Raw genomic sequence first — 26,012 nt, forward strand, 5'->3', positions numbered from 1 at the left:
TGGCATGAACAGCATGAATAAACACACACACAATGCTAACCCATCGTTAAGTAATACCAACAAAGTGGCGGATGAACACGGGCAAGCGGTGAGTGCAGCTGTTGTGTCAAACAGCGCGTCACAAAGCTCGTCAAACAGCGCGTCAAATGTATCATCGCAAGTCGCATCAGAGGTTGCATCGCTATATGACGTGTCCGTATCTAACCGCCTTCATAGCGCGTCATTAACTGTGACCAAAGGCCAGTGTGTACACATTCTCGGCCCAAACGGCGCGGGTAAATCTACGCTGCTATTGGTATTAGCTGGGTTATTAGAAGCAGATACGGGTAGCGTTGCATTGTTCAATAAACCGGTATCGTCGTGGTCGCTGGCGAGCTTAGCGTCAATGCGCACGTTACTTGCCCAGCAAACCGAATGCAGCTTTCATTTAACCGTGCAAGAGTACCTGCAGTTTTATGCAGATATACAGACTTCTTCAGGTATACCGTCGCTACTTGAAAAAGCCTTGGAAGTTACCGACTTTCTACCCAAAATACTGACCCAATTGTCTGGCGGCGAGCGTCAACGGGTAGAGATATGTAGAGCACTGCTTCAACTTTGGCCAGCGATAGAGCAGGGCGAGGCCTTGGTGCTTTTAGATGAGCCGTTACAAGGGGTAGATATTCGTCATCAATATGCCGTGGCGCAGCTGGCAAAAGCATTAAGCGAAAAAGGCAATACGGTTATAATGAGCTCACATGATATAGCACTTAGTGCAAATTACGCGACCACCTTATGGCTAATGCAAAAAGGCAAGATAGTAGCAGAGGGTAATCCGGCCGATGTTGCCACTCAGGTCAACCTTGAACGTGTGTTTGAATGCCATTTTGCTATAAGCAAGCACGATAACTTTCTAGAAATTCAAGTTTGCGCACCTATTACCTTGGAATAAATGTGGTAAAGTGCCTTAAGTGCCCAAAAACAATAATAGCATTCAATTTTTCAAATTAGACTGATTGTAAAAAAGCGCTACACTTGAGTTAGCATTTTCAGTAAAACATTTGCCCTACGTACATATTTTTCAGGAGAACACCGTTGAGTAATTGGCAAGTAGACAGTTGGAGAAATAAACCTATTCTTCAGCAACCCGAGTACGACGATAAAGTAAGACTAAACGAAGTAGAGCAAACACTTAGTACGTATCCGCCACTTGTTTTTGCGGCTGAAGCACGCGAGCTTCGACGTCAGCTAGGTGAAGTAAGCTTGGGCAAAGGCTTTTTACTACAAGGCGGTGACTGCGCAGAATCGTTTGACGAGTTTAACGCACCAAAAATTCGCGACACCTTTAAAGTGTTGCTGCAAATGGCGATTGTTTTAACCTTTGCTGGTCGTTGCCCGGTAACTAAAGTGGCGCGCATGGCGGGGCAATACGCAAAACCTCGTTCATCTGACTTTGAAACCCGCGACGGTGTGACTTTGCCAAGCTATCGCGGCGATATTATTAATAACTTTGAATTTACCGAAGCTGCACGCCGCCCTGATCCAGACTGGTTACTTGAAGCCTATCATCGCAGTGCATCAACGCTTAACTTGCTGCGCGCGTTTGCACAAGGTGGTTTGGCCGACCTACACGAAGTAAACCGTTGGAACATGGCGTTTGTAGAGAATAACCCGCTTAAAGAGCGTTATTCTGATATGGCTATGCGTATTCAAGACACCCTCGAGTTTATGGACGTTATTGGTATTAACGCGCAAACTAGCTCGACGTTACATGAAACATCGTTGTTTACGTCGCACGAAGCACTTCTACTTAACTATGAGCAGGCGCTTACTCGCGTAGACACTTTAACAGGCAAACCATACGATTGTTCAGCGCACATGGTATGGATAGGTGAGCGTACGCGTCAGCTTGATCATGCGCACGTAGAGTTCTTCCGAGGTATTCACAACCCAATTGGTGTGAAAGTAGGACCAAGCATGCAAGAAGACGAGCTTATTCGTTTGATTGACGCATTGAACCCGCTTAACGACCCTGGTCGCTTAACCTTGATCACGCGTATGGGCGCAGACAATTTGGCAGATAATCTGCCGCGCTTACTACGTCGCGTTAAAGAAGAAGGGCGTCATGTGGTGTGGAGTTCTGATCCAATGCACGGCAATACCTTTTCGGCATCAAGCGGCTATAAAACCCGGAACTTCGATGCTATTTTGCGTGAAATTAAGCAGTTCTTCCAAGCGCATGACGCAGAAGGCACTCATGCTGGTGGTATTCACCTTGAAATGACAGGGCAGCATGTAACCGAGTGTACAGGTGGTGCATATCAAATTAGCGATGACGACCTAGCACAAGCGTATAAAACCCAGTGCGACCCGCGCTTAAATGCCGACCAAGTATTGGAGATGGCGTTCTTGGTGGCTGACCACCTTAGAAATGCGTAACGCGCTTAATTTAAAAAAGCGTATTTAGCAAAGTAAACAAAAGCCCCAGCTGTTGCTGGGGCTTTTTTATGAAATAAGAGTTAGCTAACAGCAGTCACATCAAAAATGAATGTGTCTAGCATCCACGCTAAGCGTGTACCAATGTTTGTGCACGTTGCTGTGTACTGGGGTGATAGAGATAAACGCGATTTCTACCTGCGTGCTTACTTTGATAAAGAGCTTCATCTGCGCAGCCATATAACTTATCAAAATTGTATCCGCACTGGGTAGAGTCTGCTACGCCAAAGCTTGCGGTGACATTAAACGCTGCACCAGAGGGTGAACAATCCATAGCTTCTATGGCTTGACGACAATCCTCGGCAACGGCCATGGCCTGCTGTGCATCGCACCCTGCAAGCATAATAGCAAACTCTTCACCGCCCATACGGCCAAACTAGTCGGTGGCGCGCAATAGAGGCTTAACGGCTTGTACGGCGTTAGTGAGTACCCAATCGCCCACAATATGGCCAAAACATCGTTGATTACTTTTTTACAAAAGGTGGAAGTCAGAGTGAATAGCTCTCGCTTGGTGATAAAAAATTTGTCTTCACATCAAATTGTTACTTTGTCTGAATCTCTTTTTGAACAAGCACTGTATAACGTAATTGATAACAAACATAAGTTTAGCGAACGCACAGTGAAGCAAAGAGCAAGCAGTATTGGCGACAACATTCAATTTCAAATATTTGACGAAGGCATTGGATTTAGTGACGCAATACTCGACGCGCTGTTTGCACTTTTTAAATCTACGCGTCAGCAAGGCAGTGGCATAGGGTTAGAGCTAAGGCTAAGCGTTAGCATGGGTATTGTTGATGCGCACAACGGCACTATAACGGTTAGCAATGATATAGTGGCTTGCTGCTTAACTTTAGTTTGTCCGTATTAATCAGTGGCTATGTGACAAATAGTATTTTAGTAATTGAAGGCGAGGCGAGCATTCGCCAAATGCTGAGTATTGCGTTTAGGGCCGAAGGGTACGACTGCCTTGAAGCGCCTACCGTGGCAAAGGGCATTAGCATTTTCAGTATACAGAGCCCGATTTGGTCATTCTTTGATTTGGGCTTGCCTGGTGGTGAAGGTGCTGACGTGTTATCCCGCATTCGTCAAACCAGCAGAGTTCCTGTGCTGGTGCGTCAGTTACGTAAGAAACTTGACGATCATGGCTGCAGTTCATCATTTATAGAAAATATGCCCAAGAAAGGGTACCGGTTTTCTCATTCGTAATAGAGGTTGGTAAATGTCGCATTTCACTGTATTGGGCTTAGGCAAGTTTGGTTTAACTGCAAGCTTAGAACTTATTCATATGGGGCACACAGTAACTGGCATTGATAAAAATGAGCGCTTAGTTGAGCACTGTGCAGGTGATTTAACCCAGGCGCTAATTTGTGATGCTAGCGATGAACGGGCGCTTTCAGAGCTTAATTTATGTGAGAGCGAAGCGGTATTGGTCGCCATTGGCGAAGATATGCAGGCCAGCTTGCTGTGTACATTAGCGCTTAAACACCTTGGGGTGAAAAATATTTGGGTAAAAGCAAATAGCAGCGCTCATCACACAATATTGTCGAAGTTGGGTGTGTCAAAAATCATCCACCCAGAAGAAGAAATGGGCGCACGGGTTGCTCAAGCCCTAAATTACCCAATGGTGAATGACTATATTGGTATTGGGCACGGGCATTATATTGTCGACCTTATTTTAGATAGTGACTTCGCCCGCCAGCCAATAAGCAGCGTTTTGTCTGGTTTTGAAAAAGACATCAGCTGCCTTCTAGTAAAACGTGGACAGACACTTAATAAATCACCAGCTGGCGAATTTGAAATACAGGCGCACGACACCGTCATCCTTTGCGGGCCACGTGATTCACTGGTAAAAATTGCGCCTAGGTTTGTGAAATGAACAAATGGAGTCCGGCTTTCAAGCCGTTAGAACGCAAACCTCAAGGTGCTGCAAAAGTACATGCTGCACCGCCGCTTATTTTAAGCCTGAGTTTTCTAGCCGTGATTGTTATAGGCACGTTACTGCTCAAACTTCCTGTGATGACGGTTGAACCTATTACTTGGGTTGAAAGTTTATTCACGGCAACGTCTGCGGTTACTGTGACGGGGCTGGTTATGGTCGATACGGGAACGGCGTTTACCATAGCGGGGCAAACCGTTATCGCCATACTTATTCAGTTGGGCGGCCTCGGCCTTATGACATTTGCTGTAGTCACGCTTATTGCACTGGGCAATAAAATGAGCTTTCTACAGCAATCGGCCGTGAAAGAAGCATTTAACCAAACCGATATGTCTACATTGGTGTCTACCGCGAAAGCCGTATTGGCCTTTGCATTTGTGGTTGAGATGATGGGATTTATGATCTTAAGCGCATTTTGGTGGCCCCAAATGCCCGCATCAGATGCCATGTTTAACGCGTTTTTTTACACGATATCGGCGTTTAATAATGCCGGCTTTGCCTTAAGCAGTGACAGTTTGTCTGCCTATGTCGGCAGCCCTGTAATCAATATCACGATAACGGCGTTGTTTATTGTTGGCGGACTGGGTTTTTCTGTGTGGTTAGAATTGCTTAAAAAAAGAAAATGGCAGCCTATTTCTGTTTATGGCAAAACCATGATCTTGGGCACATTGGCGCTTAATGTGCTGGCGTTTATCTCAATATTGATGATCGAAATAGATAACCCGGCTACCTTGGGTGAATTAGACACAGCATCAGCAGTATGGGCATCTTGGTTTCAGGCTGTTACACCTCGTACCGCGGGGTTTAACACCATTGATATAGCGTCGCTTGAAGATGCCACAACGGCTATTATGTTACTGCTCATGTTTATTGGTGGCGGTTCAATGAGTACCGCAAGCGGCATTAAATTGATGACGTTTGTGGTGCTGCTACTTGCTGCGTATAACTATATTAGCCGTGGTGCTGCACCTACACTTTACGGTAAGGCAATAAGTACTGAAACAGTAAGCAAGGCGCTGGCGTTAACGCTTATTTCGATTGGCATCACCTGGATAGCTATTTTCTTACTTCTGATTACTGAAGATGCCCCATTTTTAGATATCGTGTTTGAAGCGGTTTCTGCATTAGGCACGGTGGGGTTATCGAGAGGATTAACGGGAAATCTGTCAGACAGCGGAGAATTTATTATTATTCTCTTAATGTACATTGGTCGACTCGGCCCGTTAACACTGGCGTACTTTATCGCCAGCCCTCGCATGAGCAGAATTAAACACCCAGACGCAAAACTGGCAATAGGGTAATGCATTAGGCTAGTCGTCGTTCAATAAAGGTTCGACAACAGACTCTAGCCCGTTAAGTTTTATTTCGTACATCAATGCAAGTTGTTCCCCCAGTTTGTTTTGGGGGAACCCTTGTTTGTGAAACCACACAAGATACGGTTCAGGCAAATGAAATAATCGCCTTCCAGCGTATTTACCAAATGGCATCACTTGGTTAATGGCATCTTTTATTAGTGTCGGATCCATCTATCTTATTGCTCGTTGTCAGCGTGCTTTTCGCGTTGCTGTGCGTGCCATAAAGTAGCGTACTCAGCGTTGGCGGCTAAAAGCGCAGAGTGCGTGCCCGCTTCTACAATATGACCGTTTTTAAGCACCAAAATTTTGTCAGCATCAACAATCGTTGATAAGCGGTGGGCAATGACCAAGCTAGTGTGCCCTTTAGCGGCATCGCGAAGGGCAGAAAGAATGGCACGCTCTGAGGTGCTGTCTAACGAACTTGTGGCCTCATCAAAAATCATAATAGGCGCGCCTTTAAGTAGCGCTCTTGCTATGGCAACACGCTGCTTTTCGCCACCAGACAGTTTCAAGCCTCGTTCGCCCACTGTGGTTTCAAGTTTATCGGGAAGTTTGGCAATAAAGTCTTCTAGGTGCGCCAGCTTAATGACATTTTCAACGTCTTCAATAGAAGTATCTGGATTACCATAGCGAATATTTTCAAGCAGTGTGGTGTTAAACAGCACGGTATCTTGCGGGACAATACCTATGTGGCTGCGTAAGCTCTGTTGAGTAATACTGCGAATGTCTGTCCCATCAATGTGAATGCTACCGCTGCTTGGCTCGTAAAAACGAAACAGTAGTTTCATTAGCGTTGATTTTCCTGCACCGCTTTCACCCACCACGGCTACCTTAGCACCTGCGGGTACTTCAAAACTGATGCCCTTTAAAATTTCGCGCTTTTCGTTATACGCAAACGCCACGTTATCAAAAGTGATGACGGGGTTGGTTGTGACCAGTGTAGACGCATTATCGGCATCTTTAATGGCTGGCGCTTGAGAGAGTAAGTCGAATAACTTATCGATATTAGCAAGGCTGCCGCGAATTTCGCGATACACAAAGCCCAAAAAGTTAAGCGGCATAAATATTTGCATGGTAAAGGCGTTTATCAGTACAAAATCACCTATGGTCATTTCGCCGTTAATTACTCCAAACGCGGCATTAGCCATCATAGAGGTCATTGCAATAGCAATAATACTGGCCTGCCCACCGTTTAATGCGAAAAGGGACAGTCGGTTTTTACGGCGTGCTTTTTCCCATGCTGCAAGGTCGGTATCGTAGCGATTGGCCTCGAATGCCTCGTTGTTAAAGTATTTTACCGTTTCGAAGTTGAGCAAGCTGTCTACGGCTCGCGAGTTGGTGGTAGAGTCGGCCTCATTCATTTGAGTAACAAAGCGTGTGCGCCAGTCTGTGGCTTTCATAGAAAAGCCAATATAAGCCACCACGCTGCATATGATGATCATGGCGAAAGATACGCCAAACTGCACCAACAGCAGGCCCACAACAAGCGCAATTTCTAGCAGGGTAGGCACTATGTTAAACACCATAAAGCGCATTAAAAAGCTAATGCCGTTGGTGCCGCGCTCAATATCTCGCGACAAGCCGCCCGTTCTGCGGTTTAAATGAAACCCCAAGTCGAGGTTATGCAAATGTTTGAACACTTTAAGCCCAAGTCTTCGCATGGCTCGCTCTGTAACGCGGCCAAATAGCGTGTCACGCACTTCGCCAAGCAAAACGTTTATAAGCCGCAAAGCGCCATAAGCAATAATAAGGCTAATAGGCACCGCTAAGGCTAATGTGGTTAAGTCGCCGTTTAAACTGTCGACCGTGTACTTAAGCACGTAGGGCAGACCAATACTGGCGAGTTTAGCGGCTATCAAACAAAGAAGTGCCAGCGCTACACGGCGCTTGAACTCAAGTAAATAAGGCCAAAGTTGCGAAAGAACGTGCCATTTAACAGGTTCATCGACATTGGTGGGAAATCGGTTTCTTCTCATTTTTTAGTGTGAAATGTAGTAAGGGTAAAAATACAGCAACGCAATGTGGTATAGCGTACACCAGTTTTAGTTATAACATCGATGAAAATACGGGATGAAAGATCTAAGAGATTAATTTGGTCTTAATTATATTCATGAAGGTATTTAAATCTGTTTTCTTGCGTCGTACACTACGAGTGGTTTAGTTTAGTAACTACTAAATGTGTAGCGTTAGAAAAGCGTAAAGTAAAAAAGATATGCAATGCCAACGGGCAACGCAGCGAGGAGTGAGTTTGTTAGAAGATAGTTTCGGTAGACAGTTTCATTATTTACGTTTGTCAGTGACCGAAGCGTGCAACTTCCGTTGTCAGTATTGTTTGCCTGATGGATACGACGGCCCTTCTAGCGATGAGTTTATGTCGCTTGCTGAAATAGATACCTTGCTAAAAGCCTTTGCTCAACTGGGTACGTCTAAAGTACGGCTAACGGGCGGAGAGCCCACACTTCGCCGCGACTTTCTGGATATTCTACGTTTAACCGCTAATACGCCTGGAATAACCCGTGTGGCTATGACTACGCATGGTGGTCGCATGGAAAAATTTGCTGCCCAGTGGAAAGAGGCTGGCCTTCACCAGGTTAATGTGAGCATTGATAGTTTAGACCCACGTCAGTTTGCAGCTATTACCGGGCAAGATAAACTTAAGACCGTGTTGCGAGGCCTAGACGCAGCCATCGACTGCGGCCTAGACGTAAAGGTGAACTCGGTACTGCTTAACGATTTTTCAGATAGCCGCTTGAACCGTTTTCTTGCATGGCTAAAAGATATGCCCGTGACCTTGCGTTTTATCGAACTGATGGAAACTGGCGACCTTCATCAATTTTTCAATAAACAACATCAAAGTGGCACGCCATTAAAAGATATGCTGGTGGATATGGGGTGGCAGCCTTTACTACGTCGCAAAGACGCAGGCCCTGCTCAAGAATTTTATCACCCAGATTACGCGGGCAAAATTGGCCTGATAATGCCGTATAGCAAAGATTTTTGTAAAACCTGCAACCGACTTCGCGTTTCTGCGCCGGGCAAATTGCATTTATGCTTGTTTAGCGAAAACGGTATTGATATGCGCGAGCTATTGGCAGGTGGTGACGTAAATGAAGTTGTGCAGTTTCTTCAAAATGTGCTTGGACAAAAGCACGAAACGCATTATTTGCACGAAGGCAAAACCTAGCGCGACTAAACACTTAGCCATGTTAGGTGGTTAAGCAAAACTATACGTTAGCAGGTATTTTTAGCCGTATTTGTTTGGTTTGTTGCAAAAATGAGCTATATTCAGCGGTTAATACATAATCAAAAATAATAATGATAAAGGAAGTTTATGCATATCATGGACAGTGCGCGTCTTTCTTACCACTACATCACCGAAGCAGACGCCGACTTCTTATGGGAACTAGACCAAGACGAACAGGTAATGAAGTATATCAATGGAGGAAAGAAGTCCTCTAGGGAAGATATACGAGATATATTTGTGCCTCGCTTTCTGGCCTACTCTAACCCTGCATTAGGGTGGGGGCTTTGGCGTGTTGAAACCTTGGAAAACAAAGAAAGTATAGGTTGGATATTAGTTCGCCCCTTTGGCTTTTTTACGAAAGACCCCGAAAGCGATAACATGGAGTTAGGCTGGCGCTTCAAACGCAGCATGTGGGGTAAAGGCTATGCAACCGAGGCTGCTATGGCAGTGAAAGATGCATTGTTTGATATAGGTGTCGAAAAGTTCTCTGCAATCGCCAACCCAGATAACGCCGCTTCTATCAACATCATGAAAAAGCTTGGTATGACCTTTAGTCATGAGCTTGAATACATAGACAAGCTGTTTCATGAAACCGTTGTGGTGTACACCAACTAGCAGGCTCTCCTACCTGTTAAGTATATGCATTACTGAATCGTAACGAGAACGCTGCTCTTCTGAAAGGGTAGCCGTTTCTAGTGTTTCCCTACATTTCTTGATGGCACTAACGGCATTAGGTTGCAGCTGCGAATTATTTTTGCGTGAGCGAATAATGGCCTGTAAATAATTAAGCGCGATTGAGGGGTTTTTCGGCATAACGCGAAATGCCTGCGCAAAAGTAGTGTACGACTGTTCCAAATGCCCTTTCTTGTATTGTGCGACCGCTGTGTTGTTGAGCGTTTTGGGACTTAATGAAATGGTTTTTCGCTCGTCTCGCTCTTGCTTTAGGTAGGTTGCCAGTAAGTCCACCTTGCCGTCTTGCGAGTCCTGTCTTTGCGCAATCATGTCCAATATTTCTATAGATTTGGTGCGCATGCCAATTTCATGCAGCGCTTTTGCCCTGTCAAGCAATGCTTCTGTGGAATGGTAAGAGTCGCCATCTATATTAAAGTCTGACAGTAACTGCTGGGCTTTTACAACATCGTCTTTCAAGTAGTGAAGTCTAGCGTCGATGACGGCTAACTCTTCACTAACAGCGGCCTTTGGGTGCGAACGCTTAAGTTGACGCAAGTATTCGCCTGTTTGCTTTACAATATTGTTTACGTGCTCGGGGTCTGACGTCATCGCGAAGTCAACGCCTGCCCGCGCTGCTGTTAGGTAGATATCTGGACTGTCGTGAATGGAGCCTTTTGCGTATCTAACCAGCTTTTTTGCACTGTTAAATTGGCTTTCATAGTCATGTGTAATTCGCGCAAGATCTATGGCTTGCTGATGTCTTGGGATGTTTCTTGGCGATATGTCGCAAGCTAGAGAAGTACTTTCCAGTGCATCTTCAAATGCGGACTGCTTAATGTGAAGAGAGGCAAGCAAGTCGTATGCATTAAGTGCAGCGTCAGGGCGCATGGCGAGTTGGATAATTTCTCTTTCGGCATCATCAAATTCATCAAGTGCTATTAGCGCCGTGGCAATACCCAACTTAGCCCAGCTAAAATCTTGAATGTTGATGATTGATTCGTAAAACGAGATGGCCTGTTGATATCGCTCTGTTTTAATTAACAGCTCGCCCTTAATTTTTAATGCAAGGGGGAAATGCTCTGAATGCTCGGGTTGTAATAAGAGGTTTTCTACTTCGGCAAGCGCCTTTTCAAAGTCTTTCTTATCCATTTGCAGATACACATTTCTCAATGCTTTTTTACGCGCCAGTACGCGAGATAATCGCTTATCGAGCTCGTTAACCGAAAAAGGTTTGGCGATAAATTCATCGGGCTGTAACTCTAAAATGGCATGAACCACTTCAGAGGAGGTGTCGGCACTTGTGAAAATAAAGGCACTTGTTAGCGGTAATGATTGTTCTGCGTTAAGTTGCTCTAGTAAAAAATAGCCACCTTGTTCAGAGCGTAAGCTGTAAGAGCAAATTATGCCGTCGTAATCTCGTTCTTGCATTGCGACGAGCGCATTTGACGGTCGGTCTACGTAGTCCATATTCTTGAAACCTAGCTGCTCGAGCGCATAATGCATATGGCTTTTCGCCAGCACTTGGTCTTCTGCAATCAGCAACTTAGTGTTTTTGGCTAAGCTAAGCTTCATTAACGTAAACCCGTAATAAGGTACAAAATTCAACCATAGCACGATAGTGCCATAAATTAAGTATAGTTGTTATAACAATTAGATGCGTTTAGACACGCATATTGGAGTTATCGGGCGTTTACAGGCAAAACTTTAATAACGAATAGGAATTAACGTAGAGAGGTTATGTGTAAAGTGGTGGACGCTACTGGGCTTGAACCAGTGACCCTCGCCTTGTAAGGGCGATGCTCTCCCAACTGAGCTAAGCGTCCATTTGATATTTGAGGAATTACATAAAGAAGATGGTGGACGCTACTGGGCTTGAACCAGTGACCCTCGCCTTGTAAGGGCGATGCTCTCCCAACTGAGCTAAGCGTCCACTATGTAATTCAAGAAACTAAATCTTTTAGAAAGATGGTGGACGCTACTGGGCTTGAACCAGTGACCCTCGCCTTGTAAGGGCGATGCTCTCCCAACTGAGCTAAGCGTCCATTTAGTTTCAAAACAAAGAAGGTGGTGGACGCTACTGGGCTTGAACCAGTGACCCTCGCCTTGTAAGGGCGATGCTCTCCCAACTGAGCTAAGCGTCCATCTCTTTGTTTGCTTGCCTAAGCAAGTGGGGCGGTATTATAGAGTCGGTTCCGTTAGTGTCAACTATAAAATTAAAGAAAAGTGTCCGTATGGCTGAAAATTAAACATTCTGTTCGTATCTTGATTAAATTGATGAAAAGCTCTGCATTTTTCAACGCCGCGCAAGCGTTCAAACCAAAATCGGACACACACTTATAACCTTAAATTAAAGTCTAGGACAGACACTTTTTCTATCAAACACTCTTAACGTTACCGAAACTAATCACTGTTTATTGGTAGAAATGTCTAATTAAAAATAAGAGTAGGGGGGAATGACTTAAGTGACTGTCCACAACTTTTCGGTCATTTTTAAATTAATGTGTCTGTCCTTTTTTGTGCTTTCGTGTGGCTTATCGATGTTTTAAACAAAGAAGACTGTGTTAACTGTCTTTTGTCACAACGCTGACACTGGTAGAATGCGCGCAACTTATGAAACTTATTAACACATAGAGAGTGACCATGTCGGTTGTTACACGATTTGCACCTAGCCCTACAGGCTATCTTCACGTTGGTGGCGCACGAACAGCGCTTTATTCTTGGCTTTTAGCAAAAAATAACGGTGGGGAGTTTGTACTTCGCATTGAAGACACTGATATAGAGCGTTCAACAGAAGAAGCAAAACAAGCCATTTTAGATGGCATGCAATGGCTTGGACTAACGTGGGATACAGGTCCTATTTATCAAACTGCTCGTTTCGACCGCTACAAAGAGCTAATTCAACAGTTGCTTGACGAAGGCAAGGCATATAAATGCTTCATGAGCTCAGAAGAACTTGATGCGATTCGCGAAGCGCAAAAAGAACGTGGTGAAAAACCTCGTTATCCTGGTACATGGAGAGATAGAACAGATCATCCAGAGAGCCAGCCTTTTGTTATTCGATTTAAAAACCCGCTAGAGGGTAAAGTCGTTATTAATGACCACGTCCGTGGAAAAATTGAAATCAGCAATACAGAACTTGATGATTTGATCATTCAGCGTTCTGACGGTACTCCTACATATAACTTCTGTGTGGTTGTTGATGATTGGGATATGGGTATAACACATGTTGTTCGTGGTGAAGATCACATTAACAATACGCCGCGCCAAATCAATATTCTTGAAGCGCTTGGTGCACCAGTACCAGAGTATGCACACGTTTCTATGATCTTAGGTGACGACGGTAAGAAGTTGTCGAAGCGTCACGGTGCGGTAAGTGTTATGCAATATCGTGATGATGGCTTCTTACCACAAGCTGTTCTTAACTATTTAGTTAGGCTTGGTTGGTCTCATGGCGATCAAGAAATTTTCTCTTTAGATGAGATGATTGAGAAATTCAGTCTAGATGCGATTGGTCAGTCGGCTTCTGCATTTAATACAGAAAAGTTAGTGTGGCTGAATCAACACTATATTAAGTCATTACCTGCTAGTGAAGTTGCTTCTCATGCCAAATGGCATTTTGATGTACTAAATGTAGACTTAACAGCTGGACCCGCATTGGAGTCGATAATTGCAATTCAAGCTGACCGTGTTAAGACGCTTAAAGAGCTCGCAGAGATTTCTACCTATTTTTATCAAGACTATGAAGAATTTGATGCTAATGCGGCGAAAAAGCATCTTCGCCCAGTGGCAAAAGGCCCTCTTGAACTAGTTAAAGATAAATTAATGGCAATTGATGACTGGAGTCCAGAAAACATCCAGGCCGCTATTAATGGAACCGCAGAAGAATTGGAAGTTGGTATGGGGAAAGTAGGTATGCCGCTACGTGTAGCTGCAACTGGTGGCGGTAACTCTCCGTCTCTAGATATCACCTTGAATCTACTCTCAAAAGAGAAAGTTGGCGAGAGAATCGACAAAGCGCTCACTTTTATAGCAAACAGAGAAAATTCATAAAAAAACCGTTGACATGACAGGGGGGGATGCCTAGAATGCGCCCCGCTGTCACGGAACAGTCACACAAAAAGTGATTGGTACTATGACGGGGCCATAGCTCAGCTGGGAGAGCGCCTGCATGGCATGCAGGAGGTCGGCGGTTCGATCCCGCCTGGCTCCACCAAGCTGCAGAGTATGTGGTTTGATATAGGCTGGAGTTTTTAACTTCGGACGGAAATTTCAGTAAGGATAAGGTTGCTTGATTCGCAGAGCTCATCTCGCCTTACAGAAATTTAGTGAAGCTCGACTTCACTAGCAAAATTTCTGTCCCCTTCGTCTAGAGGCCTAGGACACCGCCCTTTCACGGCGGTAACAGGGGTTCGAATCCCCTAGGGGACGCCATATTTTATCGCGTCACAGTCGATTAAAACTGTGAAATAGGCTGGAGTGTTTAGCTCCGGACGGAAATTTCAGTGAGGATAAGGTCGCTCGATTCGCAGAGCTCATCTCGCCTTACAGAAATTTAGTGAAGCTTTGCTTCACTAGCAAAATTTCTGTCCCCTTCGTCTAGAGGCCTAGGACACCGCCCTTTCACGGCGGTAACAGGGGTTCGAATCCCCTAGGGGACGCCATTTTATCGCGTCACAGTCGATTAAAACTGTGAAATAGGCTGGAGTATTTAGCTCCGGACGGAAATTTCAGTAAGGATAAGGTCGCTCGATTCGCAGAGCTCATCTCGCCTTACAGAAATTCAGTGAAGCTGTGCTTCACTAGCAAAATTTCTGTCCCCTTCGTCTAGAGGCCTAGGACACCGCCCTTTCACGGCGGTAACAGGGGTTCGAATCCCCTAGGGGACGCCATTTTATCGCGTCACAGTCGATTAAAACTGTGAAATAAGCTGGAGTTGATAATTCAACTTCTGACTGAAAAATCAGTAAGGAAAGGTCGCTCAGTTCGCTAGCTCACTTTGCCTTACTGAAAATCTCGAAAGCGAAGCTTTCGAAGTAAGATTTTCAGTCCCCTTCGTCTAGAGGCCTAGGACACCGCCCTTTCACGGCGGTAACAGGGGTTCGAATCCCCTAGGGGACGCCATATCGAAAAAACCAGCCATCCGGCTGGTTTTTTTGTTTCTACGTTGAAAAAACGCTCTCACTACTTTGCTTTTCAAATTACTGTAGTTGGACAGTCACTCACATTGTCAAAACCAGGTCAAAAATGGGCAGTCACTAATTTGACCTGCCTGCTTATTTCGTTGCGTAATTGCTCCTGTACACCAATGCTAAATAAACTAGCGCGTTTCATTTGTTTAACAAACAACATGGCTTGATAGGCTGGTATAATCGACCAAAACTAAGAGAGGTATTACATGCAGAATTATCCGATTGGAAAGCCTGGTGTCCCTTGGGGCGATGAAGAAAAAGCACAATGGAAAGCTCAACAGCAAATTCAGAGAAGCTATAAAGAGCAAGTGTTGGACAAGCTGACTAGCATAATTCCATCGGGCTTCTTGCTAAAGCAATATGGCTCGCTGCCTTATGATGAAAGTAGATACCCCCTGAATGTAGTAGTACCTAACCACTTTGATCCCAGCAAGCCATCTGCGTTGGTGACAGGTGGCGTACATGGTTATGAAACCAGTGGCGTTCAAGGTGCTTTGCAGTTTATCGAGACCAAACTGGCTGATTATGCTGATAAATTTAACGTTGTTGTTGTTCCTTGCGTCAGTCCTTGGGGTTACGAAACAATTAATCGTTGGAACCCTGCGGCTTTAGATCCAAATCGTTCTTTTTATAAAGACTCACCTGCGCCTGAAGCTGCTTTGCTTATGTCTATGGTGAAAGAGCTGAACCTTGAGCTTACATTGCACATAGACTTGCATGAAACTACAGATACTGACAACAGTGAGTTTAGACCAGCGTTAGCTGCACGAGATGGAACAACTCACGATAATTGGAATATTCCTGATGGTTTTTACACAGTCGCGAATACGCCGAATCCGCAAATTGAATTTCAAAAAGCGGTAATTGATGCGGTAAGAACCGTAACGCACATCGCGCCTCCTGATGAAAATGGGAAGATTATTGGTGCAGATGTGGTGAGTGATGGCGTTATTTGCTATGACAAAAAAGCCTTGTTTCTGTGTGGCGGTATGACTGACGCTGTCTATGTTACAACCACAGAGGTGTATCCAGATAGCGCCAATGCAACACCAAGAAACTGCAATGATGCTCAGGTCGCTGCTATTTGTGCTGCACTAGATTTTATTAAATAGACGCTTGAACGTTTAGACGTCTAGATGTATATTTGTACCTTCTCTAAGAGGAGGCGCATTGTGTTTATTTATTCGGCAGTAATTTACGACGGCAACAAGCAAAATCTCGTTCGACACGAATGTAGGACAGACACCGAATTTTCGAATTATTTAGAAAATGAGTTTGGTTGCCATGTCTGTTTATGGTCAAATAAAGAACTTTCTGAAAGCACATTGGCGGCCGTAGAGGCTTCCCGTGTGACAATAGGTACTCAAAAGTAGTAGGTAAACCCTCTCGATGAATTCAGCATCACCCTGTATAGCTTTATGTAAACTTGACGAAGACGATGTCTGTATTGGCTGCAATAGAACAATTGAAGAAATAACCAATTGGCGTCATTACTCTGCCTCACAGAGGGAATCAATAGTTTCGCGCCTTAATAATTTATCAGAACAAAAATCGGACACACACTCTTAATCTACTAAGTTATAGATGTACACATCAAGGTGCATAGATTGAGCCTTTTTGGTGGACAGACACTCATCTCCTCGTAAATCGCTTCTTTTATCAAGCCGATAGCTCACTTTAGCTATAAATAGTATGTACCTAAATATTTAACGGGCATCTCACATTGAAGTGTCTGTCCCTTTTTCAACACGCTATTTATTAACTTGTCTGTAAGGTTAATTGTGTTTATTTCATGGCTACTACATCGGCTTTTTGATAAACTCTCGCGCCGTTTTTTTATGCAGTTTGAAAGAGATAGAACCTGATGAAAGTAATGCTAGCCCCTATGGAAGGGGTTGTTGACCACTTGATGAGAGATATGCTGACTCGTGTTGGGGGCTTCGATCAGTGCGTAACTGAATTTGTCAGGGTGGTCGATCAAAAACTGCCTAAAAAAACTTTTCTTCGTCTTTGTCCCGAGTTACTTAATGGAGGCAAAACGCCTGCAGGTGTTCCTGTGCGAGTTCAACTGCTTGGACAGCACCCAGAGTGGTTGGCTGAAAATGCAGAAACTGCGGTTGAACTAGGCTCACCTGGCGTTGACCTTAATTTTGGCTGTCCGGCTAAAACAGTAAACAAAAGTAAAGGTGGAGCAGTGCTCTTAAAAGAGACTCAAACCTTGTACGATATTGTCAAAGCAGTCAGAGACGCTGTACCTAAGCATATTCCAGTGTCTGCAAAAATTCGGCTAGGCTTCGAGGATAAATCCTTAGCGATAGATAATGCCATAGCAATAACGGAAGCTGGTGCTTCAGAGTTGGTTGTTCACGCCAGAACTAAAACTGAGGGGTACAAGCCGCCTGCATATTGGGATTGGATTGCAAAGATAAAGCAGAATACGCAAATACCGCTCGTTGCCAATGGCGAAATTTGGAGTGCTGAAGACGCTAAGCGCTGTCAACTGCAGTCAGATTGTGTAAACCTCATGATTGGTAGAGGTGCTCTCGCGTTGCCTAATTTGGCCCGTTGCATAAAAAATGATGAAGAGCCTATGCCATGGCCAGAGCTCGCAGCATTACTTATTCAGTACTCAGGCTATGAAATTTTTGGAGACAAAGGTAAATATTACCCAAATCGCATTAAGCAATGGTGCGGCTATTTAAAAAGACAATATCCACAGGCTGAAGTGTTGTTCAATGACATTAGGCGCCTGACAAATTCACAAGACATCGTCGATGTGTTAGCCAGACAGGCTTCTGACTGACAAGCCCAACCCAGAGTAACTTGGCAAGCGTCCATTCATTGGCTAGGCTGAGATGAGCTGGGAAATCGCAAACTACACTCTCAGTGCTAGTAAAGAATAATAAAAGCTCTGGGGAAAACATGAATAAATCACGCACCACGCTGACACTGTCGCTGGTATGCTTTTTATCAATTGGCTTGATGTCATGCGGTAAAGAAAGTGACAGTGGTAGCAACAAAACACCAAAAGTAACAATCAATCCCAATCCATATCCGAGTACCTACAAGCCAATCGAAGGCGAACCTACGTTGATCACAAATGTTACTATCTTAGATGGTATCGGTGGCAAAATTGAAAACGGGAGTATCTATTTTTCCGATGGAAAGATTCAAGCCATTGCAAAAAGTGCATTGCAAAAAGTGGACAGTCACTCGAAACATCTAGCAGTACTAACGTAATCGATGGACAAGGTAAGTGGGTTACACCTGGTATTATCGATAATCACAGCCACTTAGGTGTGTATCCATCGCCTTCTACGCGTTCTCATTCTGACGGAAACGAAATGACCAGCCCAGTGACTGCTCAAGTTTGGGCAGAACATTCAGTTTGGCCACAGGATCCAGGTTTTGGGCGCGCACTAGCAGGAGGAGTTACGTCTCTACAAATCTTACCCGGTTCTGCCAATCTCTTTGGCGGGCGTTCTGTTGTACTCAAAAATGTGCCTAGTCGAACGATGCAAGACATGAAGTTTCCTCATGCCCCGTATGGCATGAAAATGGCTTGTGGAGAGAATCCAAAGCGCGTTTATGGCGAAAAAGGAGGCCCAATGACAAGAATGGGGAACGTGGCTGGTTATCGTCAAGCGTGGTCTGATGCACAAGACTATATTCGCCTATGGGAGGCTTATGAGCGAGATTACAACGCAGGTAAGGACCCGAAGCCACCCAAAAGAGACTTGAAGCTAGAAACGCTTGCTGGCGTGTTGAACGGCGAAATTCGTTTGCATATGCATTGTTATCGCGCCGATGAAATGACCGTGATGATTGATGTAATGAAAGAGTTCGGATATCACATTGGCACGTTTCATCATGCGGTAGAGTCGTACAAAATTGCAGATATTTTAAAAGAGAATAATGTTTGTTCTGCGATGTGGGCCGATTGGTGGGGGTTCAAAATGGAAGCCTATGACGGCATACGCGAAAATATTCCCGTAGTTCATGCTGCGGGCGCTTGCGCAATTGTTCACTCTGATAGCGACCTGGGTATTCAACGCCTAAACCAAGAGGCTGCAAAGGCATGGTCTGACGGTAAGCGCGCAGGTATCGTAATTTCAATGGAAGACGCATGGACTTGGCTGTCTTCTAATCCAGCAAAATCGTTAGGTATTTTCGATATGACAGGGTCCTTGGAGGCCGGTAAGCAGGCAGACGTTGTTTTGTGGAATGGCAACCCCTTTTCCACTTACACAAAAGCGGAGCGTGTTTACATTGATGGAGGGTTAGCCTATTCGCTTGCTGATTCGACTTCATGGCCTGTAAGTGATTTTGAGTTAGGTCAGGTTGGAGAGGGAGATTCAAAATGAAAAAACTTATCAGTTTAGTAGCAACCTTTCTTGCCGTGAATTTTGCCTTTGCCGACAGCTACGCCATTGTAGGCGGAACGGTCCATACAATGGATGAACAAGGAGTTATTAAAGGTGGCACAGTATTGATACAAGATGGAATAATTGAGCGTGTGACAGTGGAACAAACTGTTCCTGACGGTTATACAGTTGTTGACGCTAGTGGCAAGGTTATTACACCAGGCTTCTTCGGTGCATTAACATCATTAGGGTTAGTGGAAGTTTCTTCATCGTCAGGTGTTGCGGATGCAAGCATTGAAGCAACGCCAGTATCTACGACAGGCGCAGCGTTGGATGTGCAATACGCTATTAACCCAGACAGCTCTCTTTTTGCGGTCACCAGACTTGAGGGAGTGACATCTGCCGCAACAGCGGTAAATGGAAGCAAATACTTGTTCGGAGGCTTAGGAGCTATTATTCAGCTTTCTGGACAGTCACCTATTCGAAAGTCAGCAGCGTTTATGACCATAGATGTTGGAAGCGAAGGCGCTGAGCATTCTGGGGGCTCACGAGCTGCGTTATGGGTGATGTTGGATAAAGTATTGAATGAAGCCGCTAATGCATCTGATAGTTTATCACCAGAGAAACCGTGGTACGGGCTCAATACTCGCTTAGATGTTGAAGCACTTAAACAAGTATTGTCTGGTGACGTTCCGCTTTTAATGCGTGCAGACCGTGCAGCAGATATCCTCCAAGTTATTGCGTTTAAGGACAGGCACCCATCAATCAATGTGGTTTTAGTACATGGCGTAGAGGCATGGAGAGTTGCGAGTAAGCTCGCGACTGCGAATATTCCAGTAATTATAGACCCAGAGTACAACCTTCCCGGTGGATTTGACCAAATGGGGGCAACGATGAGTAACGCTGCTCGCCTTCACCGAGCCGGCGTGAGTGTCGCAATTGGAATGGACACTCACAATATCAGGTTGGCGGCACAACACGCAGGGAACGCTGTAGCAAACGGGTTGCCTCACGAAGCGGCATTACGAAGCTTAACGCTAGTTCCTGCGCAAATATTTGGGCTAGAGGAGGTAGTGGGCTCGCTTAAAAGCGGCCGCAAGGCAGATGTTGTTATTTGGTCTGGCGATCCGCTGGAGGTTACTGAAGTCGCAGAGCTTGTATTTATTGATGGCGTACCTGTGAAAATGGAGTCTCGTCAGACTAAACTCCGAGATAGGTATTTGTCTTTAGGCGTTAATAGCAGTAAACCATCGCAGTGTCAACGTACAGACTAATCGTGAGTATTGAGGGAAAGGCTTTCGAAAGAAAACCTTTTTAAGAAAGGTATTTAATAGCATTGTTCACATTTGGTCGACAGTTTCTACCACAGGACTTCGCGAAGTTGGTCATTGCATTTGGGCATCCGACTGGCCCTGTGAAGAGGCTTTCAAAATTACTTGTTACTATCTGCCAGTTTTGCCTAGTTATACCAAATCTTTCAAAGACCAGACTCGGTAGTCGAGGAAGTGTAGCTAAAGGACGCTCTTTATTGGTTTGGAGAGGGTTGCGTAACAGAGTGATGTAATCTTCAAGCTCAAACGGAATGACGTTTTTAGTTTTGGAGTTAACCTGACTTTTAAATGGCATGAGGAATTTTGGTGTTTTGTTTACTCGTTTTGCATTCAACCTATATTGGATACTGGTGTATTTAGAGCTCTCGAGCGATTTTGCTATCTTAGCGCGTATCGGGTTTAAATCAACATAAGCCATGACAGATGCTAGCGCTTTCTCATCTAGGATTGCCTGAGAACGAAACCTTCTTTCCCAAAAGTATCCTTTGCAGTTATCTTCTTTATTAGCTCGTCGGGCTATGTATTCATTGAGCATTCGCATAAACCAACTGATGCTTTGTAAACGGCTTCTGTAAAGAGCTGCTAATTGCTGTAGTTGGTGCAGAGTGTCAGGGAGAAGGTCATCACCATAGTCACCATCTAAATAGTGACGAACTACCGGGGGACATTTGTAAAAATGCCTCCAGCGCAGCAGCACTTCATCCATAGACCACCTATCTGCTTTTCCTTTTGCAATATGAAGGACGACATGAATATGGTTGTGCATCACTGCATAAGCACATAAATCTATTGCAAACGCTTGTGACAGCTTGTGAAGTCTATCTTGAATCCATTTTCTTCTATGTTCATAGTCAATACCGGTACGGGCATCTCTGCCGCAAAGATATGATTGTCTGACACAGCGTGAAACACAGTGGTAGTAGGAAGTAACATCTACATTAATTTGTTTGTAGCGAGGTAAAGGCATATCCATATCCCAATAGTCGTTCTATTTGAATTATGTCGGATTTGCTCTCTTAGGAAACCGTATTTTGGTGTAGTTTTGGTACAGTTATTTCGCTTACGAACTGTTTTGGTGTAAACACCTAAAACGGACATACACTTTTGCGAACGCATTCTATGCCAAAAGAGTGTCTGTCCATTTCTTGCAAGGTTTTAACAGTTTCTTTGGTTGCAATGAGGCGCAATGGCCTCAGCTAAGTGTCTGTCCGATTTTGCGATTTAATAAGTCTCAGACAAAAACGTCAACACGAGACCCAACGCGTCCGTCAGGACTGCTAGTCGTCTGCTGCGAGGGTTGCGCTTGATTTGACTGATTCTCTTGCTCATTTCGCTGCTCTACTTGCTGTTGAGGAGCACGTTGAGGTGTCTCAAGAACCGTTGATACTGGGCCCGAATTAACTGATGAAACATCCATAATAGACTCCGTATAGACAATTTACTTAAATATAAAATAGCACAATTATTCGCCACTGAGGATTAACTTTCTTAAGTGTCTGTCCATTAAATCGGCGATCATGGGTTGGGCTTCTGCATTTGGGTGAATGCCATCGCTTTGCATTAATTTATTATCAAGCGCTATCTCTTCAAGAAAAAAGGGAATCTTTACAATATTCAAATCGTTCGCGACTTGTGAAAAGCTCTTAGTAAACATTTGAGTATATCGTTTCCCGTAGTTAGAAGGGATTTGCATTTCTTGAAGGAAAACTTGTGCGTCACTGTCTTTTGCTACTTTCACCAAGCTCGCTAAGTTATCTCTAATTTTCTTGATGTTGTGGCCTTGTAGGCCATCATTACCACCTAACTCAATCAGTACATGAGTGGGTTGATGTTGTTCCAAAAGGCGAGGAAACCTGGCTAAACCGCCGTCGGTTGTTTCACCACTCACCGCAGCATTTACAATTTCAATCGGAATGTTGTCGTCTTGCCACATTTTTTGTAACAAACTAACCCAGCCTTCGCGTTGCTGCAATCCATAGGCGGCGGATAGACTGTCACCTAATATGAGCAAAACAGCATTTTCGTTTTTTAGGTCACTCTCAGCTTGATCTGATAGCGCGTGAAACGGTATTAAAACAATGAACAAAAATGCGAACAAATTACGATATCTAACAAACACGAATTGATGACCCCTTATGATAAAAGCAAACTCTGTAACTAAAGTAGTTGATACGAGTGAAGGTTCTTTGCAGATCCTTCGTCCAATTTCCTTCGAAGTCAAGCCCGGTGAGTCCGTTGCCATTATTGGTGCGTCAGGTTCGGGTAAATCGACGTTGTTAGGGTTGCTAGCTGGCCTTGATCAGGTCACGAAGGGAGAAATTTACCTTGATGGCGAAGGGCTTCACCAAATGGATGAAGAGCAACGCGCAATACTGCGAGGCAATAAAGTTGGGTTTATTTTTCAAAGCTTCATGCTTGTTCAAAGTCTTACCGCGCTTGAAAACGTTATGTTACCTGCCGAGATTGCAGGCTTGGACAATCCAAAGGCTATGGCTAACGACATTTTAGAGCAAGTAGGGTTGAAACACAGAGCCCATCATTTTCCTAATCAACTATCTGGCGGCGAACAGCAGCGTGTGGCTATAGCGCGCGCTTTTATTACATCACCAAAAATCCTCTTCGCTGATGAACCTACAGGGAATCTAGACGCAAAAAACAGCGAGAAGATTGAGTCTTTGTTATTCAAAATGAATAAAGAAAAAGGAACGACACTGGTGCTTGTTACACATGACAACACACTAGCAGAGCACTGTGACAGACAACTAACGATGAATGCGGGTGAATTAGTTGAAACGACTGCTTCGTCGCCAAGTGATAATGCGCGAGAGGCAGTCTAGATGTCGACATCATTTAATTTGGCATGGCGCTTATTTCGTCACGAAGCCAGACGTGGAGAGCTGACCATCATTCTACTGGCCATTGTCTTGTCAGTAGGTGCTGTTCTGTCGCTCTCTTTATTCAGCGAGCGTCTTCAGGGAGCCCTCAAGTCGCGTTCAGCTGCATTTATTGCCGCCGACGCTCAATTACGGTCAGATGAACCTATCGATACGTCTTGGCTACAGAAAGCGCAGGATAATGGGGTAGCTACCGCACAACAAGTTGAAACGCGTTCAATGGTGTTTAAAGGCGACAGTATGTCGTTGGTAGACCTGCGTGCAGTCAATCAAAACTATCCTCTAAAGGGGACAGTCACTGTTGCTGAGCAGCCATTTGGTGAGAAACAAGATATAGACATTCTGCCTTCGCCAGGCGAAGTCTGGGTTCAATCTAGGTTATTTCAAACTCTGGGCGTAAATGTAGGAGACGAAATTGAAATAGGAGATGGAACATTTATGGTTGGTCGCGTTTTGGTTGATATACCTGACGCTGGCTTCAGTATTTTCAATACTGACCCCATTGTTTTAATGAATTTAGATGATTTAGATAAAACAGCGATAATAGGTCCTGGAAGCAGAGCGCGTTATGTTGGATATTTTGCTGGAGAACCCGACGAATTAGAAAGCTTTAGCGACTGGTTGTTTCCCAACCTAAATGATGATTTACATTATTGGCGGACAGTCGCTGATGATGAATCAGCGATTGGACGTTCAGTGGCAAGTGCAGAGCGATATTTCTTGTTGGCAAGTCTATTGGCTATTGTTTTAGCTGCAGTGTCTATCGCGGTTGCCGCGCAGCGTTATGCACAGCGACATTTTGACCCTGTAGCCATAATGAAAACGTTGGGAGCCACAAGTAAAGTTATTCGAAAAATCTACCTTATCCAAATTCTGTTAATTACGGCATTAGGAATTTTGATAGGCTTGATACTTGGCTTCATCGGACAGCAAGTTGTTGTGGTGTTGGTAGCTGATCAAGTTGATGTGTCATTGGATGTCTGGCATTGGCGCCCCGTTATTATTGCTGTGGCAACAGGCGCAACTTGTGCACTGTTATTCTCGCTTTATCCACTTCTGCAGCTTTTCTCTGTGCCTCCTTTACGGGTTTTGAGAAAGGACATTAGTGCAAATTTGCGTTCTCGCAGTATTCAATTTGTGGCATCTGGTGGAGCGATTTTTGCGCTTATGTGGATGTACAGCAGAGATTTGCAGATTAGTGCGATTTTATTCCTTTCTGGCGCGGCGTTGGTTGCGGGACTGCTTGCAGCGACCTATGGGCTTATTGCTGTTGGTCGCCGTTTAGGTAGCGGCCGAATGGGTCCTTGGCAATTGGCTTGGGCTCGAATAAAACGACGAGCAATGGACAACAGTGTTCAGCTTATCAGTTTTTCTGTAACAATAATGTTGCTATTGGTCGTTCTGGTGATGCGTAATGATATGGTTTCACAATGGCGTTCACAGCTTCCTGAAGGGACACCCAATTACTTCCTAATTAACATAACTTCCGATATACAACCTGAGTTGGACAGACACTTCTCTCAAAACGACGTGCAAATTGAAGAGTTTTATCCAGTAATTCGTGGCCGATTTGTTGCTGTGAATGATGAAGGTGTGAATACAGAAGTGTCCAAAGAAGACGAGCCTAACCGAGAGGGAAGGAGAGGCCTTGGTAGAGAGGCCAATTTGACGTGGAGTAATGTACTTCAAAAAGAAAACAAGGTTGTTGAAGGTGCATGGCATGGTGAGATTGCTGAGGCAACCTCAGTTGATGGACTATATCCAGTATCGGTTGAGCAAGAAGTTGCAATGCGTCTTGATATAAAAATGGGTGATAAGCTTACTTTCAATGTGGGCAGCGAAATTGTTGAAACTCAGGTTACAAGCATTAGAGAAGTTAACTGGCAAACGATGCAGCCTAATTTCTTCTTTGTCATACATCCTGATGCTATGGCTTCGTTTCGCCCAACTTATATAACGAGTTTCTTTCTTCCGACAGAGAGAAAGCCAGAACTGACAGACCTCCTAAAGCCTTTTGGTTCGATAACCATGTTTGATGTCGATGCGCGAATTAATCAACTTAGAGAGATAGTTGATCAAGTTTCTGTCGCGGTAGAGTTTATACTAGTGTTAGTTCTGATGGCTGGAAGTTTGGTATTGATAGCACAAGTTCAGGCCAGTATGGACGAAAGAAGGCAAGAAATTGCTATTTTAAGGACTTTGGGCGCCAAAGGTGGGCTTATTCGAAAAAGCGTGATTTTTGAGTTCGTCATTATTGGTACTGTTGCTGGCTTCATGGCTGCATTAGCCAATGAATTGAGTCTGTTCCTCCTTCAAACCAACGTATTTCAAATGGAAGCGAGTTTACATTTAGAATACTGGGCAGTCGCGCCTACCGTAGGTGCCGTTGTAGTAGGGGTACTCGGAGCTTTTGGTTGTTGGCGGTTACTCACATTGAATACCTACCAAATGCTGAGAAAGATGGTGTAGGTACGCAAACGATTGTTTGATTTGCTTAATGGACAGTCACTCACTTTTGTGAAGCGCGAGTGACTGTCCATTGTATTCAAAAT

At 44.5% G+C, this 26,012-nt stretch carries 21 protein-coding genes, 9 tRNA genes and 2 pseudogenes; 21 read left to right on the plus strand and 11 right to left on the minus strand.

Annotated elements, in window-relative coordinates:
* Positions 1–13 precede the first annotated feature (13 nt).
* Together V6N89_RS07075 and V6N89_RS07080 are read left to right on the plus strand one after the other, a co-directional pair.
* On the plus strand, positions 14–931 hold the full coding sequence (locus tag V6N89_RS07075; protein ID WP_338516962.1) for an ATP-binding cassette domain-containing protein: 918 nt from the start codon (positions 14–16) through the stop codon (positions 929–931).
* A gap of 143 nt (positions 932–1,074) precedes the next feature.
* A complete protein-coding gene (locus V6N89_RS07080; protein ID WP_346993589.1) occupies positions 1,075–2,418 on the plus strand; it encodes a class II 3-deoxy-7-phosphoheptulonate synthase in 1,344 nt (447 codons plus the stop codon).
* Between the two features lie 127 nt (positions 2,419–2,545).
* Here V6N89_RS07080 and V6N89_RS07085 read toward each other — a convergent pair whose 3' ends face one another.
* Positions 2,546–2,842, minus strand: a complete 297-nt coding sequence (locus V6N89_RS07085) for a GGDEF domain-containing protein (protein WP_338516963.1) — start codon at positions 2,840–2,842, stop codon at positions 2,546–2,548.
* A 126-nt stretch (positions 2,843–2,968) separates the two neighbouring features.
* Between V6N89_RS07085 and V6N89_RS07090 the strand changes: the two genes are divergently transcribed.
* From V6N89_RS07090 to V6N89_RS07105, 4 genes are read left to right on the plus strand one after another with little or no spacing between them, the layout of a single operon-like run.
* On the plus strand, positions 2,969–3,343 hold the full coding sequence (locus V6N89_RS07090; RefSeq protein ID WP_338516964.1) for a sensor histidine kinase: 375 nt from the start codon (positions 2,969–2,971) through the stop codon (positions 3,341–3,343).
* Between the two features lie 11 nt (positions 3,344–3,354).
* Positions 3,355–3,681 carry a response regulator gene (locus V6N89_RS07095; RefSeq protein ID WP_338516965.1) on the plus strand — a complete coding sequence of 109 codons (327 nt, stop codon included), beginning with the start codon at positions 3,355–3,357 and terminating at the stop codon, positions 3,679–3,681.
* 13 nt (positions 3,682–3,694) lie between these two features.
* Complete coding sequence (locus V6N89_RS07100; protein WP_338516966.1) at positions 3,695–4,351, plus strand: potassium channel family protein; 657 nt, start codon at positions 3,695–3,697, stop codon at positions 4,349–4,351.
* Positions 4,348–5,712: a TrkH family potassium uptake protein gene (locus tag V6N89_RS07105; protein ID WP_338516967.1), complete on the plus strand. Its 1,365-nt coding sequence runs from the start codon at positions 4,348–4,350 to the stop codon at positions 5,710–5,712. The genes V6N89_RS07100 and V6N89_RS07105 overlap by 4 nt, the downstream gene beginning before the upstream one ends.
* 9 nt (positions 5,713–5,721) lie before the next feature.
* On the opposite strand, the gene V6N89_RS07110 is transcribed toward V6N89_RS07105, so the two are convergent.
* Both V6N89_RS07110 and V6N89_RS07115 read right to left on the minus strand, forming a co-directional pair.
* Positions 5,722–5,937, minus strand: a complete 216-nt coding sequence (locus V6N89_RS07110; protein WP_159622940.1) for a DUF3820 family protein — start codon at positions 5,935–5,937, stop codon at positions 5,722–5,724.
* Positions 5,938–5,942: 5 nt separating this feature from the next.
* Positions 5,943–7,742 carry an ABCB family ABC transporter ATP-binding protein/permease gene (locus V6N89_RS07115; protein WP_338516968.1) on the minus strand — a complete coding sequence of 600 codons (1,800 nt, stop codon included), beginning with the start codon at positions 7,740–7,742 and terminating at the stop codon, positions 5,943–5,945.
* Positions 7,743–8,014: 272 nt separating this feature from the next.
* Here V6N89_RS07115 and moaA point away from each other — a divergent pair.
* Positions 8,015–8,984, plus strand: a pseudogene (gene moaA, locus V6N89_RS07120) (GTP 3',8-cyclase MoaA).
* Between the two features lie 113 nt (positions 8,985–9,097).
* Entirely contained in the window at positions 9,098–9,625 is a 528-nt protein-coding gene (locus V6N89_RS07125; protein ID WP_338516969.1) for a GNAT family N-acetyltransferase, read from the plus strand.
* 9 nt (positions 9,626–9,634) lie between these two features.
* Here V6N89_RS07125 and V6N89_RS07130 read toward each other — a convergent pair whose 3' ends face one another.
* The 5 genes from V6N89_RS07130 to V6N89_RS07150 all read right to left on the minus strand — a co-directional run bounded on the left by V6N89_RS07130 (position 9,635) and on the right by V6N89_RS07150 (position 11,823).
* Positions 9,635–11,296, minus strand: coding sequence for a response regulator (locus tag V6N89_RS07130; protein ID WP_338516970.1), 1,662 nt, complete (start codon positions 11,294–11,296; stop codon positions 9,635–9,637).
* A gap of 133 nt (positions 11,297–11,429) precedes the next feature.
* A tRNA-Val gene (locus V6N89_RS07135) sits at positions 11,430–11,505 on the minus strand.
* A gap of 31 nt (positions 11,506–11,536) precedes the next feature.
* A tRNA-Val gene (locus V6N89_RS07140) sits at positions 11,537–11,612 on the minus strand.
* A 36-nt stretch (positions 11,613–11,648) separates the two neighbouring features.
* Positions 11,649–11,724 (minus strand) — tRNA-Val (locus V6N89_RS07145).
* A gap of 23 nt (positions 11,725–11,747) precedes the next feature.
* Positions 11,748–11,823: transfer RNA gene (locus V6N89_RS07150), tRNA-Val, on the minus strand.
* A gap of 499 nt (positions 11,824–12,322) precedes the next feature.
* Between V6N89_RS07150 and gltX the strand changes: the two genes are divergently transcribed.
* The 11 genes and pseudogenes from gltX to V6N89_RS07205 all read left to right on the plus strand — a co-directional run bounded on the left by gltX (position 12,323) and on the right by V6N89_RS07205 (position 20,509).
* Entirely contained in the window at positions 12,323–13,732 is a 1,410-nt protein-coding gene (gene gltX, locus V6N89_RS07155; RefSeq protein WP_338516971.1) for a glutamate--tRNA ligase, read from the plus strand.
* A gap of 87 nt (positions 13,733–13,819) precedes the next feature.
* Positions 13,820–13,895, plus strand: a tRNA-Ala gene (locus V6N89_RS07160).
* Positions 13,896–14,037: 142 nt separating this feature from the next.
* Positions 14,038–14,113, plus strand: a tRNA-Glu gene (locus V6N89_RS07165).
* 154 nt (positions 14,114–14,267) lie between these two features.
* Positions 14,268–14,343, plus strand: a tRNA-Glu gene (locus V6N89_RS07170).
* A 152-nt stretch (positions 14,344–14,495) separates the two neighbouring features.
* Positions 14,496–14,571, plus strand: a tRNA-Glu gene (locus V6N89_RS07175).
* A 156-nt stretch (positions 14,572–14,727) separates the two neighbouring features.
* Positions 14,728–14,803 (plus strand) — tRNA-Glu (locus V6N89_RS07180).
* A gap of 274 nt (positions 14,804–15,077) precedes the next feature.
* A complete protein-coding gene (locus V6N89_RS07185; RefSeq protein WP_338516972.1) occupies positions 15,078–15,983 on the plus strand; it encodes a M14 family metallopeptidase in 906 nt (301 codons plus the stop codon).
* A 277-nt stretch (positions 15,984–16,260) separates the two neighbouring features.
* On the plus strand, positions 16,261–16,440 hold the full coding sequence (locus tag V6N89_RS07190; protein WP_338516973.1) for a DUF1289 domain-containing protein: 180 nt from the start codon (positions 16,261–16,263) through the stop codon (positions 16,438–16,440).
* 295 nt (positions 16,441–16,735) lie between these two features.
* Complete coding sequence (gene dusC, locus V6N89_RS07195; RefSeq protein WP_338516974.1) at positions 16,736–17,674, plus strand: tRNA dihydrouridine(16) synthase DusC; 939 nt, start codon at positions 16,736–16,738, stop codon at positions 17,672–17,674.
* Between the two features lie 119 nt (positions 17,675–17,793).
* Positions 17,794–19,235 (plus strand): annotated as a pseudogene (locus V6N89_RS07200) (amidohydrolase family protein).
* A complete protein-coding gene (locus tag V6N89_RS07205; RefSeq protein WP_346993590.1) occupies positions 19,232–20,509 on the plus strand; it encodes an amidohydrolase family protein in 1,278 nt (425 codons plus the stop codon). The pseudogene V6N89_RS07200 and the gene V6N89_RS07205 overlap by 4 nt, the downstream one beginning before the upstream one ends.
* Positions 20,510–20,549: 40 nt before the next feature.
* Here the strand turns inward: V6N89_RS07205 and V6N89_RS07210 are convergent, their stop codons facing one another.
* The 3 genes from V6N89_RS07210 to V6N89_RS07220 form a co-directional block, all read right to left on the minus strand.
* Positions 20,550–21,539, minus strand: coding sequence for a transposase (locus V6N89_RS07210; RefSeq protein ID WP_346993591.1), 990 nt, complete (start codon positions 21,537–21,539; stop codon positions 20,550–20,552).
* Between the two features lie 258 nt (positions 21,540–21,797).
* Positions 21,798–21,983, minus strand: a complete 186-nt coding sequence (locus V6N89_RS07215) for a hypothetical protein (RefSeq protein WP_338516978.1) — start codon at positions 21,981–21,983, stop codon at positions 21,798–21,800.
* A 45-nt stretch (positions 21,984–22,028) separates the two neighbouring features.
* The gene (locus V6N89_RS07220) at positions 22,029–22,685 is read right to left on the minus strand and encodes an arylesterase (protein ID WP_338516979.1); all 657 of its coding nucleotides are present in this window, start codon (positions 22,683–22,685) and stop codon (positions 22,029–22,031) included.
* 16 nt (positions 22,686–22,701) lie between these two features.
* Between V6N89_RS07220 and V6N89_RS07225 the strand changes: the two genes are divergently transcribed.
* Both V6N89_RS07225 and V6N89_RS07230 read left to right on the plus strand, forming a co-directional pair.
* Positions 22,702–23,403 (plus strand): ABC transporter ATP-binding protein, encoded by a 702-nt coding sequence (locus V6N89_RS07225; RefSeq protein ID WP_338516980.1) that lies wholly within the window; start codon positions 22,702–22,704, stop codon positions 23,401–23,403.
* Positions 23,404–25,929, plus strand: coding sequence for an ABC transporter permease (locus V6N89_RS07230; RefSeq protein ID WP_346993592.1), 2,526 nt, complete (start codon positions 23,404–23,406; stop codon positions 25,927–25,929).
* Positions 25,930–26,012 lie beyond the last annotated feature (83 nt).

The sequence above is a fragment of the Alteromonas gracilis genome, from assembly GCF_036870955.2.
GTDB classification, from domain to species: domain Bacteria; phylum Pseudomonadota; class Gammaproteobacteria; order Enterobacterales; family Alteromonadaceae; genus Alteromonas; species Alteromonas gracilis_A.